Here is a 17,068-nt window from a genome sequence, read left to right on the forward strand (position 1 = left end):
CAAACACCCCCAGCCACCCCCCACTCACTCCAAAAACACCTCAAGCCGCCCGCCCCATATGCTCCGCACGAATCATGTCGATCAGATGCCGTAAGCCCGGCAACGTCTGACGCCGACTCGGGTAATACATCGATAACGGCGGCCCATCCACCGCCCATTCCGTCAACACCGCCTCCAACGTGCCATTCGCCAACTCGGCCGCCACGTTGCGCTCCAACACATATCCCAAACCCAACCCGCCCAGGGCCGCCGAAATCACGCCGTCACTCTCGTTGATGCTCAACGCCCCCGGCACATCCAATTCCACAGCCGTCGACCCATTGCCCAACTCCCACTTGTACAAGGTGTTATCGCCCAGTCGCATCCGGATGCAATTGTGCGACATCAAATCCTGCGGCACCTTCGGTCGACCATGACGCGCAATGTACGCCGGCGAACCCACCACGATCCACTTCAATGCCGGCGTCAACGGCGTCGCAATCATGTCGCCAGGCACCGTGTCGCCGTAGCGCATCCCGGCATCGAACCCCTCCGCCACAATGTCCAGCATCCGGTCGTCCACCGTGACATCCAGCTCGATGTCCGGATAAGACGCAACAAAGCGGGGCAGGATAGGGTCCAGCAACAACCGCGCCGCATCGCGTGGCACGTTCAGACGCAACCGGCCCGCTGGCGATGCACGATATCGGTCCAACGCACCTATCGCCGAGGCAATCTGCTCAAGACCCTGCTCCAATTCCTTCGCCAATGCCGATCCCGCCGCCGTCGGCGACACGGAACGACTCGTGCGATTCAATAACTTCACGCCCAGACGCGCCTCGAGATTGCGCATCGCATGACTCAAGGCAGAGGTCGTCACGCCCAACTCAGTGGCGGCCTCCCGGAAACTCTGCCAGCGGCAGATGGTGACAAACACGTTCAAATCGGCAAGCTCGCCGCGAGTGAAGGCAGGCATGTATTTCCCAACAAGTATCAAGCAACAAAAACCAAAAACACCCGACAAGCGCAACGAATTAAGTGTCCGTTGAACAATATTCAATTTTTTATGAGGTAAATTCTACAGATTTCCCTATGCTCTGGAACGACGCCATAGCCGTCGTGACGGAAACGCTACACATTCTCACTACGCTTTGGCTCGGGTGTTTCGTTGTGCAGCACGGACGGTGCGGGCGGCGTCGATCGGTGAGGGTCGGGCACGCAAAAAGGGCGATCCGCTGGGAATCGCCCTTGTTTTTTAGCGCGGAATGGACGACGGATTAAGCGTCCACGAAAATGACCTGTCCCGTGATAAAGCTGTCGACGCACCGCTCGAATGCCTTGCCAACCAGCGCCCCAGGCACCGGCTGATAACCCGGCATCATCTCGCCATAAACCGACCAGGCCTCTTCGATGACCGTCGGATTGACGGCGTTAATGCGAATGCCACGCGGTAATTCGTACGCGACACATTTCACGAACGTATCGATCGCGCCGCTCGTCGTGGCGTCCGCAATACCCTCGGGCATCGGCTTGACGTTCAAAATGCCCGAAATCAAGGTGAACGAACCGCCATCTTCGATATGGTCGAGACCGACTTTTACGATGTTCATCTGGCCGACAAGCTTGCCCTGAATGGTGGCTTCCCATTGCTCATCGGTCATCGACGTGAAAGGCGCGTACTCGCAATGCCCTGCGGCACTGACCACCGCATCGAATTTACCCACCGATTCGAACAGGGCGCGCAATGATGCCTTGTCCGTCGTGTCGACGCGATAATCGCAACCCTCGCCAGAACGGCTGGCCGTGATCACCCGATGATTCCCAAGCCCCTTCATCGCCGCCTGACCGATCTTGCCGCTGGCGCCTATGACGATGACAGTTTTCATTTCTGCTTACCTCGTTTTTTGAAGATGAGGTGGCATGTTAAAAATGGCAGACACCCGCGTAAATCAAACGCCGGTTGTATCCGTTACAAGGACTCGTTGTGCACAGTATCGACCTCAAACATATGCGCGTTTTCTTGCGACTGGTGCGCGAGAAAAGTGCTTCCAGAGTTGCTGCGGAAATGGGAATGTCGCAGCAAGCGATTAGCGGATATTTGAAAAGGCTTCGAGAGGCGCTGCCGCATGAGATCTTTCTTCGGCATAGTACTGGGATTGAACCCACGGACTTCGCGCTGGATATTGCCAGGAAGTTTGAGCGGATTCTTTCGGATGTGGATGACGTGGTGCTGGCGGATTTCGATCCGACGAGGCTGGAAAGATGTGTTGGGATGGTTGCGAATGAATACGCGCAACTTTCCATATTGCCGAGGTTTATCGCGAAGATCCGGGCGAGGGCGCCAAAGGTTTCAGTGCGTGTAATGGATTTTTGCCAGGAAACGCATGCGCAACAACTTGAGCGCGGCGATGCGGATATTGCCGTTGGGTTCGCTAAGTTTTTTGATGATTCGCTAGCGCGGATTTCTCTCAACGATGAGCAGTACTGTTGCGTGGTCGGGGAAAGGTCCGGGATCGCTGATGGGCTTCGTAATATTGCCGATGTCGCACTGTTTCCTCGCGTGGATTTTGCCGACAGCGCAAGTTATTCGCAGGACGCCATCTCGCAATTTCTTGCCGCGCATGACGCGCTCATCCCTCCCGTCGCAACGCTCGCTTGCTATACCTCGCTTAAGCCGTTTCTCGAATTTAACGACGTGGTCGCGTTTGTACCCTCAGCCATCGCCAACGCGTTTCAGTTGACACGGCTACCGCTGGACTTGATGCCGGAGACGTTTACTACCGCCGTCGGCTGGCACCGCAAACGCTCAGGGAACCCGCTAGGCATCTGGCTGCGGGGAGTGCTGAAAGAGCAGGTGGAAGAGTAGGGGGGGGCGGAAAAAGCGAAACCGTCGATGAGGCTTTGCTTCGGCGGTACCGCTTCATTCCCGTACGGCGCCCCCGGCGCCGAGAGGACTCGGTCACGTTCCGCGACCCCGGCATCGCTTGCAAGCGATGCCTTTCGAGTCCCCACGCAATGTGCACTGGCACATTGCTTTCTGGGCAAGTATGAAAAAAGCCGATGATCTCTCGATCATCGGCTTTTTTTGTGTTTTTTTGGTGCCCAGAAGAGGACTCGAACCTCCACGGTGTTACCCGCTAGTACCTGAAACTAGTGCGTCTACCAATTCCGCCATCTGGGCCCCGTCAGCTCGCTTATTACTTGCTCGCTGCGAAGAAGTGAGATTATGCGGATGCGACGCGGGAGTGTCAACACTTTCGGACAAAAAGTTTTCGTTTCTCTCACCCACCTCCACCATCACGCTCAAATTCCGCACAGGTGGCAGTTTTCGTGAGGTTTGCCGTATGATTGTCCCTGACTGTAAGACGCCGCTATGCGCGCATCCTTACAACCCCACGGACCGTCGGGCGCATGGTGCGCCACTCGGCCGGACTCAACCGGCACAGTAACGCTACCGACCTTTGAGCAAATATCCCTATCCGATCCCGAGTCGCGAAGAGATCCTCGGTGTCCTGCGCACCGCAGACTCCGCGCTGTCCGCCAACGATATCGCCGAAGCCCTCGCTATCAAGAAGCAAGAACGCGAAGGCTTCTTCAAGCGCCTCGCCGCCATGGAACGCGACGATCAAATTCGTCTCGACCGCCGCGGCTACTATCAATTGACCCACCCGTCCAACTTCATCGCAGGCCGTGTCATCGGCCACCGCGATGGCTACGGCTTCGCCGTGCGCGACGATGACGGCGACGACCTCTTCCTCCCCACCGAGGAAATGAAGAAGGTCATGCACAACGACCGTGTCCTCCTGCGCGTCGCCGGCTGTGACCGCCGCGGTCGCCCCGAAGGCCATATCGTCGAAGTCGTCAGCCGCGCCAACACCCATGTTATCGGCCGCCTCCTCAACGAGAACGGCGTCATGGTCGTCGCCCCCGAAGACAAACGCATCAGCCATGACATCCTGATCCCGCCCCGCGCCCAAGGCAAAGCGAAGGTCGGACAGGTCGTCTCCGTCGAACTCACCGATTACCCCAGCCGTTACAGCCAGCCCATCGGCCGCGTCTCGGAAGTCCTCGGCGATATCGACGACCCCGGCATGGAAATCGAAATCGCCGTGCGTAAGTACGGCGTGCCCCACCAGTTCTCCGCCGAAGCCCTCGCCGCCGCCGGTGCGCTCCCCGACGAGGTCCGCGCGCCCGATCTGCGCCACCGCATCGACCTGCGCGATGTCCCCCTCGTGACCATCGACGGCGAAGACGCCCGCGATTTCGATGATGCCGTCTACTGCGAACCCGCCAAGGTCGGCCGCACCAACGGCTTCCGCCTGCTCGTGGCCATCGCCGACGTCTCGCATTACGTCGCCGCCGGTGGCCCGCTCGATGCCGACGCCCTCACGCGCAGCACCTCCGTCTACTTCCCGCGACGCGTCATCCCGATGCTCCCGGAAAAGCTCTCGAACGGCCTGTGCTCCCTCAACCCGGATGTCGACCGCTGCGTACTCGTGTGCGACGCACTCGTCGCACCGAACGGCGAAGTGAAGGCCTATCAGTTTTATCCGGCCGTTATCCACTCCGCCGCACGCCTGACCTACACGGAAGTCGCCGCCGTCCTCGGCAACACGAAGGGTGCCGAAGCACAACGCCGCGCAACGCTGCTGCCGCACCTGCAGAACCTGTACGACCTCTACAAGATCCTCGCCAAGGCACGCAAGTCGCGCGGTGCCATCGAGTTCGATTCGACGGAGACGTACATCGTCTGCAACGCCCAGGGCAAGATCGAACAGATCCTTCCGCGTACTCGCAACGACGCCCACCGCCTCATCGAGGAATGCATGCTCACAGCCAACGTCTGTGCAGCCGACTTCCTCAAGCGTCACAAACAACCCGGTCTGTATCGTATTCACGCCGGACCCTCGGGCGAACGCCTTCAGGTGCTGCGCACGTTCCTCAAAACCCTCGGGCTCACGCTCGGCGGCGGGGACGAACCGGCCACGTCCGATTACTCGGAACTGATGACGCAGATCGAGTCCCGGCCCGATGCGCCCATGCTCCAGACGATGCTCCTGCGCTCGATGCAACAGGCCGTCTACAGCCCGGACAACATCGGCCACTTCGGTCTCGCTTACCCGGCCTATACGCACTTCACCAGCCCGATTCGCCGCTATCCGGACCTGCTCACGCACCGTGCCATCAAGGCCATTCTCGCGGGCGAGAAGTACGAGCCGGAAATTCCTGCCGGTGTCGAGCTGACGACGGGCCTCTCGCCCCACGCGCGCAAGTTGCAAAAGGACGACGACAAGAACAAGAAGTCGCCGAGCGCGAAAAAGCGCGACGCGATATGGGACGAACTCGGCCTGCATTGCTCCGCCAACGAACGCCGCGCAGACGAAGCGTCTCGCGACGTCGAAGCCTGGCTCAAGTGCTACTTCATGCGCGACAAGCTCGGCGAGGAGTACGGCGGCACGGTCAGCGCCGTCACGTCGTTCGGCATCTTCGTGCAACTCGACGATCTCTTCATCGAGGGCCTCGTGCACGTCACGGAACTGGGCAGCGATTATTTCCAGTTCGACGAAGTCCGCCACGAACTGCGCGGCGAACGCACCGGTATCCGCTATCGACTCACCGACCGCGTGCGCGTGCAAGTCAGTCGCGTGGATCTGGACGCCCGCAAGATCGACTTCCGCCTCGTGCGCGAACCGAACGCCCGTTCGCTCGCGAAGACGTCCGGCCGTAGCGAGCGCGGCGGTGCCCCGGTGCCGACGCCCGCCGCCGGCACACCCGGCGTCGCAGGCTCTGCCAGCGCCGGCCCGACGATCCGTCAACTGCCCAAGGGCGGCGCGCTGCTCAACGGCGTGCAACCTGCACCGGCCGGCAAACGGCCCGCCAAACCCAAGTCCGCGAAGGTGAAAGCCGCGCGTGCCGATCGCGGCGCAGCCCCGGCGAAGCACAGCGGCAGCGGCAAGGCACCGGCAAAGCGACAGGGGGGGCAAGGTGGTCATGGCGGTCATGGCGGCCCCGGTGGACAGACGAAGAAGCCGCGCCGTTAATCGATACGTGTGCCGTGCACAGCCCCTGCGCTGCGCGCGGCACGATGCGTCGAACGGCGGCGCAGTGAGCGGTTTGCAGTAAGATGGGCGCCTTTGCCGGAAATCACCGGCATCCGGTACCCGCGATGGATTGCGGCGGCGGCGGCCCATGTGGCTCCCGCCGCCGTCGTGCTTTAGGCGACGACAGTTGTGCGCGAGTGAGCGACAGCATCGGCTGCCGTCATGGCAACCGACGGCACGGCACACGCTATTTTGAGGAAATGAAATGAGTAAATTGAAAATGCTGTTCGGCTTCCATGCCGTGACCGCACGCCTGCGTCACGACGCCACCAGCGTCAAAGAGATCTACTACGACCCCACCCGGCGCGACCGTCGCATGACGGATTTCCTCAAGGCCGTGGAGTCGTACAAGAACGCACCGGGCGTCAAGATCAAGCTGGTTCAGGCGGACGGCAAGCGTCTCGATGGCATGACCGGAACGTCGCGCCACCAGGGCGTCGTGGCACAGGCCGAGGAAATCTCGCTCGCGCTCAATCTCGACGAACTGCTCGACGGCATCTCGGGCGACCCGCTGCTGCTGATCCTCGACGGCGTGACCGATCCGCACAACCTCGGCGCTTGCCTGCGCGTGGCCGACGGTGCAGGCGCGCACGCAGTGATCGCCCCGAAGGACCGCGCAGTCGGTCTCAATGCGACTGTGGCCAAGGTCGCCAGCGGCGCCGCCGAAACGGTCCCGTACATCATGGTGACGAACCTCGCCCGCACGTTGCGCGAACTCAAGGACCGTGGCATTTGGGTGGTCGGCACCTCCGACGACGCGCCCGCCGATATCTACGGCACAAAGCTCACCGGTCCGATGGCCATCGTCATGGGCGCGGAAGGCGAGGGCATGCGCCGCCTCGTGGGCGAGACGTGCGACGAACTGATGAGTATTCCGATGGCGGGCGGCTGCGAAAGCCTCAATGTGTCGGTGGCAAGCGCCGTGTGCCTCTATGAGGCTGTGCGTCAGCGCAAGGTCGCGGTGAAGGGCAAGTAATCGTTGCATCGCCCCCAACCGACGTCGAGGCTGCAAGGAGGGCGATTTCGCGTCGAAAGTGGGCCGTGAATCACTGTGTCGACGTCAGCGCCACTCTTGAGCGCGCTTCGGAAGTCTCGCCAGCCTTGTTCGCGTCACCGACGGGGCTGGATTCGACGGAGAGTCGCTCAATCGCACCCAACTCGCCGTATCGCAACACGTCAAGCCTGACTTGAAAGCGCGCCTCGGCGTACTTGTCGTCCAGAGGCCGACTTCGGTTCTCCCTGGCTTGGGTGTAAGCCGTTCGCCGTTCGGCGATTCGCTGTTTGACCACCGTCTCCGCGCGCATGCGGGCCTCTCGTTTGGCTGCGGCCGTTGCTGCACGGATTTTGTCTGCTGCAATTTTTGCCGTGGCCTCCCGGGCCTCGCGCTGACTTTTGATGAGCGCCTCCTTTTTGGCATTCTCCATCACCCTGCGAGTTGCGTCTTTCGTCGCCCATATCGCGGCTCGGTGGATTTCCTCTTTCACGCGAGCCTGGGCCTGTGCTCTGGCGCGATTCGACGTGGAAGACATCTCCCGCTGCGCCTCTGCACGCGCTTTGGCGGCCGCATATTCGGCGGTTCGCGCTGCTTTGCGGGCCTGCCTTTCCTTGAGGATACGGGCCTCCACGCCGACCTGAGTCTGAATCTCAGGCCGTACGCCACCGGAGCCCGATGTGTCGGAAGTCACGTCGTCGGCGAGCAACGCTGCATATCGGGTGCCAGCCGATCTCAGGTGCTCGCGGTACGCCGCCGCCATCTGTTCTTCCGTCGCATCGGCGTATCGGTATAGATGCTTTCCGTAGCGCTCAATCGTCGCCTCGATGATTTCACGAATGGCGGGGCCTCTGAGTTCGGCGAGGTGTCTGCCGAGTCTCGGCCCAACGCTTGCAAGCACGCTTTGCGTAATATCGGACGGTGGTGATTCTCCGGGAAGCTCCGCTCGCCAGGCCTCGTCGACCATTGTCGTGACCATGTCTCTCAACTTGCGCTGTTCGCCGAGTGTCATCGTGGGCATCGTCTCGCGCAGCTCGTTTCGCAGACGCTCCTGCTCCAGCTTGATCACGTTACTTTCCGAAATCACCGTTCGGATCGCCTCGAGAACGTCGGGGATTGATTTCCCGGCGCTGGCGAATCGATCCGCCGTGGCGGGGGCCCGGCGTGAGATTTTGAGATAACGCAGCACCCGAATGCGCATGGCCTCCACAAAGCCACGCTCGCGGTGCGCGTTCGTGAGCGACGGGTTCAGGTCGTCTTGCTTCAAAAGGTGATACACCTGATCCAAATGATTCTCACGCGTGGTCGAGCGTGCACTCAACAGCTCCAGCCAGAAGCTGCGAAGGTGTTGGTTTGCCCTGGCGAGGAGAATCGCTTGCAACGTTTCGGCCGAGACGCCCGAAAGCGTTAGTTCGCGCATCAAAGTGCACCAGGCGCGTGCCAGGTACGCATCGTTACGTATTCGATAGCCGATCAGCGCGACGTAGATTTTGCCTTCGTCGGAACGGAGCATGGCAACGGTATCGTTGCCGAAGCTGCCATTCGCACGGATGAGCGACGCTAATAAATGCAGGTACAGCGCGTTGGCGATGGGGTAGATCCTCGGAAATGTCGCTGACGTTGCCGAGATACGAAGTGTGCTCGCAATCACGCCGAGCATTTCCGGCACCAGGAGGGTCTTCGATACTTCGCGCAGCGTCGTGTAATCGTCGTTCAAGAGCGCATCGCGCAGCCGGTTAGCCGATGTGGCCAGCATCTTGAGCATACGAATTCGACGATCTTCGCTGTTCGGACTCGTCACACCGTAGTCGCGGTGATAGACAAAGGTGATGTCCTGGCCGGTGATCTGTCCCAGTAAGGGGAGTGCCACGGCGCAAGAGTCGCAAGTATCGAGAAGACTGTTCACGTGAATACCGGTGATGATCGGGTCCTCTCGCATATCGTGTTCGATGACCGCCGCGAGTATCTGCTCGGCGTCGCGAAATCGCTCGGGTTGCCGCGCGCCGGGCGGGGTCAGGGTGGGCAGATTGACACGTGCCCGCGATGCTTTCGGCGCCTTGGAGATGGTCGCGATCCGTTCGAGCCGCCGTTTTGCATCGATGAAAGTGATGTCTCCAATCGTGACGGAATCCTCGTCGCCCATGGCCTCGTGGATATGCAGCCGCAAGCCTTCGAGGCGTTCACTGTCGGAAGTGGCGAAGTAGACATTGACGCCGGACTCGGCGCCGAGTGCCGCAAACGCGAGGTTGCCGGACATTAAATGCATGCGTAAGTCGGCAATGCCCGCATCGTGCGAAAGGTTCCACTGACCGTTCTCCTTGAATACCAGATCGTCGCCCAACAAGGTCCTGTAAATCTCCAGATCGCGTTTGTGGAAGTAGGCGTCGAAGCGTTGACGGCTACGCAGCTGTGCACGGCAGTTCTCGACGTAGCTCGTCAGTTCGACGGGGGAAATAAGTGTGTTTAGCGCCGTGCGGACGGTATCGATGTCGGGAGGGCCGGCGCGTCGCGTCAACGTGCGGGCCACGTTCATTGCCGTGAGCGGTGGGTTGTTCACCATGGCGTCGGCTTTGAGCTGACGCTTATGCGCCAGATACTCATCGATTTTTTGTTGGTCGTCCCGGTTGTTCGGATCTAGTCGCCGAAGGCGCACCCGATTGGCGCCCGAGGGAACGGTGCTCGTGGCGTAAAAGGCGTCTGCATCGGCACAGACAACGATGTGTCCGGTGTCCGTGAGCTGCACCCCCACCACAGACTTTTCAAACGGTACGCCATCGACGATATCCGACAGATCCACGCGAACAAGCGCGGCGTCGTCTTGCCCCTCGCACGAGGCGGCGTTTCTCGCCGGGACCACACCGGTGATGTAGGGGCGGTAATGGGGTTTGGGGGGCAATCCGAAACGTCGCGCACTGCGTGCGGATAAGGCGCTCGGCTGTAAGTCCTCCTCGGATACCGTGGCGAACAGTCCCTCGATGGCAAAGAAGGCGCGCGCCGTGTGACTTTTGTTTGTCCCAATCGCGCTCTCCGACACCTGACGTCTGCGCCCGGGTAACGAGACCGGGACAACACTGACTTCCGAGATCGACGAGCGCGTACGGAAAAGTCGCTCGGGAAGATCGTCGGTGCTGGTGGCCACATCGGGCTCATCGGGGGCTTCGCAAGCGTGGAGAAGGTCGGTGAGACGAGGGTGCGAGTTACTTGCCGTCAAGCGCGGCCAGGTTCGTGTTGAGGCGGATACGCTGTCCCGCGTCTCACCGGAGGCAATGAAGTCGCTGCTCGGGCGAGTCCGAGTGGCGGCAACTTCATTGGAAGGCGATCCGCGCAAGGGTACCGGCGGCGGGTTGTTGATAGAACCTGGTCGCATGAATGGCTTAGCGCGTAGCGCCCGCGATAGGCTGACTTCGAGTCTTGCTCGAAAGCCACTTGCTGCCATCGGGCAGTTCCGAGGCGCTCGATGAGTTGAGAACAACGCCAATGTGTGGCCCGGTCCGAGCGGTGACTTCCAAAATTTGTCCGGACGCCTCGCTGCGATTGGCTCACGATCAGCGCTAGCGGCTGGAGAGTGCGCACCGGAAGGCTTCAAATCTTCGCTCGTTCCAGTTCGCACAGCGATTTATGGAAGGCTCCGGCCCGGCGCGACACTAGTGTCACAAGTCCCTCCACCGACGAGCCGAAAAGCGGCGCTGACATTTTGCTTTCCATCAATCGAACTTCCGCAGTGGCCTCACCCTCGGCGCAGCACGCGACAACCGACACGCTCGACAATCTCCCCCGAGAAGCCGCCGCACGGCCGTCGGCCGGGACCCGGGATCGGAGAGAGTTTGTCCGTCCACCCACCGATGCAGCGTCGCCCAACCGCCTGCCCGAGTGGCCGAAACTGATCACGAGTAAGTCTCCGCGAAAGATCAGCGATTTTGGCCTCCCGCCCAAGGCACCCAAAGAGCCCCATCTCTCCAAAGCAACGCGTCAGTGCTTTGCGCCGCCTGCCTCGACCAACATCACGTCGGCATTGTCGAGTTTCCGCGTCTGCCCGGCATCTGTCCCGTCGCCAGCATCGGAGATAGCGCCGGGCACGTCGCATGGCGTGGCAGTGAGCGGCGACAGGCATGTGAATTCGATAGGTCTGTTCGTCCACAATCAGCAGTACGTCAGAGTGAATCCCGCAGGCTCTCGCGTGAGTGCGTTCTCTGCGGTGGATGCCCAAGCGCAGGGGCTGCCGCCGACACCGGCTTTCAACGATTCGATCAAGGGGAGGATTTCAGGCGAATTACCCGCGCCGGGTTCCCCCGGTGTCGGCCCGATGGGAGAGGAGGGCGCGTCGCGCCCTGTACCCTCGTTGGTGCCGCTGGTGCTTTCCGACATCGTGCAAGGCGTGCCGTTCGAAAAAGAAATTTTTGGGGCGCGTATTCCCGGCACGGCGTCGACAGTGGTCGTCCAGGTGGAGCCGAATCGCTTTCACGCCTCACGCATGCGGCATGACCATTGCGGGCAGGTGACCTTCGAATGGCTGGATCCTCGCGTCCCGGAAGACGGCCGTCTGATCACCCAGTTTCGGGAGATCAAGCATCAAATCAAAACCGATACCACCGAACTTCATCGCACAGAGAGCTTTTGCAACCTGGTTCATCAGCTTGAGGCTGAACAAATTCGCTCAGGCAAAACGAAGCCGTCACCTGCTGCCAGCGACGCAGCCTACCGGATTTTTACCTCGGAGCACGCACAGCGAAAATTCGTCGAGGGCAGCAAGGCCAGCATGTCGCGCCGTGACATATTCAACGCCGAGCGCGACGAATTCGATCTGGCCGTTTATCGAACGGTGCTCGGATCGGACCTCGTGTTTGAAACCGACGGCGAGTGGAATATTGGGAACCCCGCAGGGGTTGCGGATCTGAAAGCGAGTTTGCGCGAGAGCAACTTTGCATTTGCTGCAGTCGATACCACCGCAGGGCGCAAAGTCTATTTCTCACTATCCGGAGGCGCTCGCGCAGACGGTCTGAAGCTTGCGATACACGATTCGATGGGCGATGGCGACGAGATCGGTATCGACCATCTCACGTTTGTCGATGCCAAGCGGCGTTTGGCAAAGTACACACGTGAAGCCCAGCACGCATTGAATCGATCCGGTGTGCAGATGAACTTGCCGGTGCTGGACCCCGAATGCAACACGAACATCGACCGCCGATACGACGCCGAACAGATTCTCGCTGCGGTCATCGCTTACGAGGCGCGCGAGCATCCTGTCACCGGTAGCATCCACTTCAACACGCTGCTCGATACCTGCGATTCGTGCGCCGGTGCGCTGGGGATGTTGCAAACGCAGACGAAGCAACCGGTCGGCGTCGTTTATCACCGCGATTATGGTGTCACGACGGCAAACAGTCGGAATCCGGCAGTACGCGCCCTGCAGGAATTCAGTGCCGCCATCAACGAGCTTCATGGACATCTCATCACGGGGAATTTTGCGCAGATGTACAAGATCGGCCGTCGCCTGCCGACACCGGAGATGCTGGGTGCATTGACGGATAGTCTTCTTGAGGCCAATGGCAGCTACACGAACACTGCGCAATTGGGGATCTTCGGCAACAGTTACTACCTGCGCTTGTTAGGGGTTTTGACTCGCACGGAAGTGGTGCGCTCTGAGAACGTCGCCGATGCGCTGCTGTCCCCCGAAGGCCGCGCCTACGTGTCGATGCTCGGAAGGTGCGTGGCTGCCCATCCCATGCTTGCCCGAGCATGGGCAAGTCTCTTGCATGAGCTCAAGGAAGCCGGGATGCCTCGCGACACGCTGCTCGAAGTCTTGTTAAGCAAGCCGAGCGGCAGTGCACGCTGCTTCTATGTTGAACTGCTGCGCGCCCCGCATTTTCCGCGCGATGGGCGCGACTCGCTGGTCGCGTGGCTCGAAGAGGCCGAATTGGTGCCCGGCATCAGGGAGTTGCCACACTATGTCAGCTTGCGCCGGACGCTGACATTGGCAACGCGTCTGTTCGTTCAGATTCAGTCGGCGCAATGTCTTGAGTTCAACCATGTCACGCTCAAGGAGGTCCTCAGCCAGGCGCGCGAAGTGCTCTCCCTATCCGCACTTGACGCCGCAGACAACCAGCGACTGGCCAATCGACTGCGAGAGGCCATGCCCACGATAACGATCGAGGAACAGCGGGCGTTTCGCGCGATGATTCACGACACGCTGAAGGAAGAGTGGCACAAGGTCATCCCCGACACCGAGCCACCGTCGCACATCGCCACAACCCTGATCGAGGACCTGGGGCCGTCGTATGGCCGTGCCCTCGTGGGTGGTCGTAAAGCCGCCGTTGACGAGATCATCGCGCGGCGAACTGCGGCTTATGCCGAATTCCAGCAGCGTAATCCTTCTGCCAGTCAGAAAGCGCTTCAGGATGTGTTCGATGCGCAGATCAGGGAGGCACGCAAGGAGTATCGGGCGGTGCTTTCCGGCGCAAGCGATACCGCGTCGGAAAACTTCACGACGTCGGCAAGTCAGGCGGTGCAAAGCGTGAAAACCACCCTGGCCAAACAGAAGGTTCGACAACACGTCGAGGATGCGGCGCAAGCGGCGCGAAGCGAGGCAGCCGCAAGCGCCAAATCTCAGGCCGAACAGGCATCGGGCAACGCGGCGAAAATCGCTGCCCAACGGGAGGCAAAATACATGGCGCTGGACGCAGCAAGAGTGGCATCGCTTCAGGCTTATAACGAAGCGAGTAAAGCGTCGAAGCAGCAAGTGGCGGCGCAGGTTCGAATCGACGCAGCGGCCTACGCCCGACATTCGGCGGCGAAGCAAACGAAGCAATCTGCCCAGGAGTTTGCGAGAAAATACTTCAAGAAGGAGGCCGCCGCTGAGCGCGATAGAGACATCAAAAGCCTGCACGCCCGGCTGGAAGCCTTGAGGGCAGATCCGAGAGATGTGGCGTTGCAGGAAAGACTGGATGCACTAAGAGGGTTGCCGACGAGCAGCGAACTTAAGGACAGATTTGCGAATTTACGCGCCCCGCAACCCGGCAGTTCTGCCACGTCATCGGGACGCACGCGTCTACTTGCCCCCTGACGTGAACCGTCGCTGATGACGGGCCTCGGTCGTTTGTCGGCCGTGGCCCGCCGGACCTTAGCGTGCGGCGTCGATCAGCCCTTCGAGCTTGATGGCATCGGCCGCAAATGCGCGAATGCCTTCCGCGAGTTTCTCGGTGGCCATCGCGTCGTCGTTGAGGGCGAACCGGAACGACGGTTCGTCCGTTTTGACGCGTGCGATGTCGGCCGAGCGCGCGTCCTTCACGTCGAGCTGGCGTTTGACCTCGCCTTCGGTCGTGCGTAGTTGTTCGAGCAGGACGGGACTGATCGTCAGCAGATCGCAGCCGGAGAGCGCCAGAATCTGGCCGGTGGAGCGGAAGCTCGCGCCCATCACTTCCGTGTCGTGGCCGAAGTGCTTGTAGTAGCGGTAGATGGCCGATACCGAGCGAACCCCCGGATCGTTGACGCCAGCGTTCGCCGCTTCGTCCCAGTTGGCACCGGCCGACTTCTTGTACCAGTCGTAAATGCGTCCGACGAACGGTGAAATCAGCCGGGCGCCCGCTTCAGCGCAGGCAGCAGCCTGCACCAGCGAAAACAGCAGCGTCATATTGCAGCGAATCTTGTCGCGCTCCAGAATTTCGGCGGCGCGAATGCCTTCCCACGTCGAGGCGATCTTGATCAGCACGCGATCGCGCTCGATGCCTTCGGCTTCGTACATGGCGATGAGCTTGCGGGCGCGCGCGACCGTGCCTGCCGTATCGAACGACAGGCGGGCGTCCACTTCCGTGGAAACGCGGCCCGGCACGATATCCAGAATCTCTTTACCGAAGGCGATCAGCAGACGGTCGATGATCTCGTCCGTCGACGCGGCGCGATGCTCGCCGACCACACGCGCGAGGATCGGGCGGTAGGCGTCTTTCTGGACGGCGCCGAGGATCAGCGAGGGATTGGTGGTGGCGTCTTGCGGCTTGTAGGCATCCATCGCCTGAAAGTCGCCGGTGTCGGCAACGACGATGGTGTGACGCTTGAGTTGATCGAGCAGATTCATGAGAGCGGCCTTGCGAGAGAAGCACTGCGTGACATGACATCCGGCGCGGCGCCGGAACAGCAGGACGGCGACGGGATGACGAAAAACGGCGCGTCACGCCCGACTCCGGTAAACTTCCGACTTTACCAAACTTTGCCGGAATTCCCCATGACCCAGGACGAACTCAAACGCCTGGTCGGCCAGGCTGCTGCCGACTATGTGAACCAACACGTGCCCGAGGGCAGCGTGATCGGCGTGGGCACCGGGTCCACCGCCAACTGCTTCATCGATGCGCTCGCCGCCCACAAGGGCCGGTATCGCGGCGCGGTCTCCAGTTCCGAAGCGAGCACCGAGCGTCTGCGCAAGCACGGCATCGAAGTGTTCGATCTCAACCAGATCGACAGCCTGCCCGTGTACGTAGACGGTGCGGACGAAATCAATGCGCTAGGCCACATGGTCAAGGGCGGCGGCGGGGCGCTCACGCGCGAGAAGATCGTCGCGTCGGTGGCAAAGGAATTCGTCTGCGTGGTGGATGCCTCCAAGGAAGTGGCCGTGCTGGGCGTCTTCCCGCTGCCGGTCGAAGTGATCCCGATGGCACAGGCAAGTGTCGCTCGCGCGCTCGAAGCGTTGGGTGGCAAGCCGCAGGCGCGCGTGCGTGCCGACGGCAGCCCGTACATGACCGACAACGGTTGCGCTATTCTGGATGTGCATGGATTGCAGATTCTCGACCCGGTGGCGTTCGAGACCAGGATCAACCAGATTCCCGGTGTGGTGACAGTGGGCCTGTTTGCACAGCGCGGCGCGGACATTACGCTCATGGGTACGTCCGAAGGCGTACGCGCCATCGACTATAAAAACTGATCCCGGGAGGGCAGGATGGCTGGATCGCGTCGTCTCCCCGAAACCTGGTTCCGTCGTGGCCTGTGGCTGATCGCCGTGTTGTTCGCGGCGTTCCTCATCGGGCTGGGCGGTCTTGTCGTCGACAGATTGCCGGGCGTAGCACCCGCGCCGACGCTCGACGCCTTCCTTGACCGGGCGCAGGCTGAGCGTGCCGACGCCGCGATCAAGCAGGCGCAGACGCAGGAGGAAGACGTCGGTGCCCAGTTGGAGACCGCGCGTTTGCAGCTCAAGGCGCGCAGTACGGCATACCGCAATGCGCGCGAGTCGTTCAACGACTGGGTGGCGACGCGAACCGCGACGGCGCAGGCCAGTCAGGACGCCGAACTCGTCTCCCGCACCCGTGCCCTCGACACGCTAAAGGCTGCGGAGCGCGATGCGCAAACGCAGGTCGACACGCTTGAAACGAAGCAGTTGGATGCCCAGCGTGCCGTGCAGGCGGCCCGTACAGCGCGCGTCGCACTCGACGTCACGGCGGGGGAGCAACTGGCGGCGATCCAGCGCTCGCAGGAGCTAAAAGTCTTCGGCATCCGGTTGGCGCTGACGCTGCCATTGCTGGCGATTGGCGGCTGGTTGTTTGTGCGTCAGCGCAAGAGTACATGGTGGCCGTTCGTCTGGGGCTTCATCTTCTTCGCGCTGTTCGCGTTCTTCGTCGAGTTGGTGCCGTACCTGCCGGATTACGGCGGCTATGTGCGGTATCTCGTCGGCATTGTGTTGACGGTGCTGATTGGCCGGTACGCGATCGTGTCGTTGCAGCGTTATCTCGCGCGACAAAAAGCGGAAGAGCAATTGCCGGACGAGCAGCGGCGCAAGACACTGTCATACGATCTGGCGCAGGCAAGACTGGCGAAGTCGGTGTGTCCGGGGTGTGAGCGAGCGGTGAAGCTGGACGATCCGACGCGGGACTATTGCGTGCACTGCGGCATCTGTCTGTTCGATCATTGCGGCACATGCAAGACGCGGAAAAATGCGTTTGCGCATTTCTGCCATCACTGCGGTGCGCGGTCTACCGGCGTGAATGCCGATCCCCAATCGCAGGCCAACCCTGCGTAG

General features: G+C 61.0%; 10 protein-coding genes and 1 tRNA gene. 6 read left to right on the top strand and 5 right to left on the bottom strand.

The window, feature by feature from the left end; genetic code table 11:
* Positions 1-40: 40 nt before the first annotated feature.
* A complete protein-coding gene (locus MB84_RS10155) occupies positions 41-955 on the bottom strand; it encodes a LysR substrate-binding domain-containing protein (RefSeq protein WP_046291685.1) in 915 nt (304 codons plus the stop codon).
* Positions 956-1,256: 301 nt separating this feature from the next.
* Complete coding sequence (locus MB84_RS10160) at positions 1,257-1,865, bottom strand: short chain dehydrogenase (protein WP_046291686.1); 609 nt, start codon at positions 1,863-1,865, stop codon at positions 1,257-1,259.
* Positions 1,866-1,963: 98 nt separating this feature from the next.
* Here MB84_RS10160 and MB84_RS10165 point away from each other — a divergent pair, with 98 nt between their 5' ends.
* Positions 1,964-2,845, top strand: coding sequence for a LysR family transcriptional regulator (locus MB84_RS10165; protein ID WP_084009707.1), 882 nt, complete (start codon positions 1,964-1,966; stop codon positions 2,843-2,845).
* 230 nt (positions 2,846-3,075) lie between these two features.
* On the opposite strand, the gene MB84_RS10170 is transcribed toward MB84_RS10165, so the two are convergent.
* A tRNA-Leu gene (locus MB84_RS10170) sits at positions 3,076-3,160 on the bottom strand.
* 280 nt (positions 3,161-3,440) lie between these two features.
* On the opposite strand from MB84_RS10170, the gene rnr reads away from it, so the two are divergent.
* Both rnr and rlmB read left to right on the top strand, forming a co-directional pair.
* On the top strand, positions 3,441-6,020 hold the full coding sequence (rnr, locus tag MB84_RS10175; protein WP_084009708.1) for a ribonuclease R: 2,580 nt from the start codon (positions 3,441-3,443) through the stop codon (positions 6,018-6,020).
* Between the two features lie 265 nt (positions 6,021-6,285).
* Positions 6,286-7,056: a 23S rRNA (guanosine(2251)-2'-O)-methyltransferase RlmB gene (gene rlmB / locus MB84_RS10180; RefSeq protein ID WP_046291687.1), complete on the top strand. Its 771-nt coding sequence runs from the start codon at positions 6,286-6,288 to the stop codon at positions 7,054-7,056.
* A 70-nt stretch (positions 7,057-7,126) separates the two neighbouring features.
* Here rlmB and MB84_RS10185 read toward each other — a convergent pair whose 3' ends face one another.
* Positions 7,127-10,210, bottom strand: a complete 3,084-nt coding sequence (locus MB84_RS10185; RefSeq protein WP_052653134.1) for a hypothetical protein — start codon at positions 10,208-10,210, stop codon at positions 7,127-7,129.
* Positions 10,211-11,248: 1,038 nt separating this feature from the next.
* Here MB84_RS10185 and MB84_RS10190 point away from each other — a divergent pair.
* Positions 11,249-14,131 (top strand): hypothetical protein, encoded by a 2,883-nt coding sequence (locus tag MB84_RS10190; protein WP_157122683.1) that lies wholly within the window; start codon positions 11,249-11,251, stop codon positions 14,129-14,131.
* A 57-nt stretch (positions 14,132-14,188) separates the two neighbouring features.
* On the opposite strand, the gene tal is transcribed toward MB84_RS10190, so the two are convergent.
* Positions 14,189-15,139 carry a transaldolase gene (tal, locus tag MB84_RS10195; protein WP_046291690.1) on the bottom strand — a complete coding sequence of 317 codons (951 nt, stop codon included), beginning with the start codon at positions 15,137-15,139 and terminating at the stop codon, positions 14,189-14,191.
* A 147-nt stretch (positions 15,140-15,286) separates the two neighbouring features.
* On the opposite strand from tal, the gene rpiA reads away from it, so the two are divergent.
* Both rpiA and MB84_RS10205 read left to right on the top strand, forming a co-directional pair.
* A complete protein-coding gene (rpiA, locus tag MB84_RS10200) occupies positions 15,287-15,979 on the top strand; it encodes a ribose-5-phosphate isomerase RpiA (RefSeq protein ID WP_046291691.1) in 693 nt (230 codons plus the stop codon).
* A 15-nt stretch (positions 15,980-15,994) separates the two neighbouring features.
* Entirely contained in the window at positions 15,995-17,068 is a 1,074-nt protein-coding gene (locus tag MB84_RS10205; RefSeq protein ID WP_046291692.1) for a serine endopeptidase, read from the top strand.

It is taken from the genome of Pandoraea oxalativorans (assembly GCF_000972785.3).
Classification (GTDB): Bacteria; Pseudomonadota; Gammaproteobacteria; order Burkholderiales; family Burkholderiaceae; genus Pandoraea; species Pandoraea oxalativorans.

What these genes read in the sequence shown, in the direction of transcription:
- MB84_RS10155 (WP_046291685.1), bottom strand. Translation starts at nt 955, where the DNA reads ATGCCTGCCTTCACTCGCGGCGAGCTTGCCGATTTGAACGTGTTTGTC.
- MB84_RS10160 (WP_046291686.1), bottom strand. Translation starts at nt 1,865, where the DNA reads ATGAAAACTGTCATCGTCATAGGCGCCAGCGGCAAGATCGGTCAGGCG.
- rlmB (WP_046291687.1), top strand. Translation starts at nt 6,286, where the DNA reads ATGAGTAAATTGAAAATGCTGTTCGGCTTCCATGCCGTGACCGCACGC.
- tal (WP_046291690.1), bottom strand. Translation starts at nt 15,139, where the DNA reads ATGAATCTGCTCGATCAACTCAAGCGTCACACCATCGTCGTTGCCGAC.
- rpiA (WP_046291691.1), top strand. Translation starts at nt 15,287, where the DNA reads ATGACCCAGGACGAACTCAAACGCCTGGTCGGCCAGGCTGCTGCCGAC.
- MB84_RS10205 (WP_046291692.1), top strand. Translation starts at nt 15,995, where the DNA reads ATGGCTGGATCGCGTCGTCTCCCCGAAACCTGGTTCCGTCGTGGCCTG.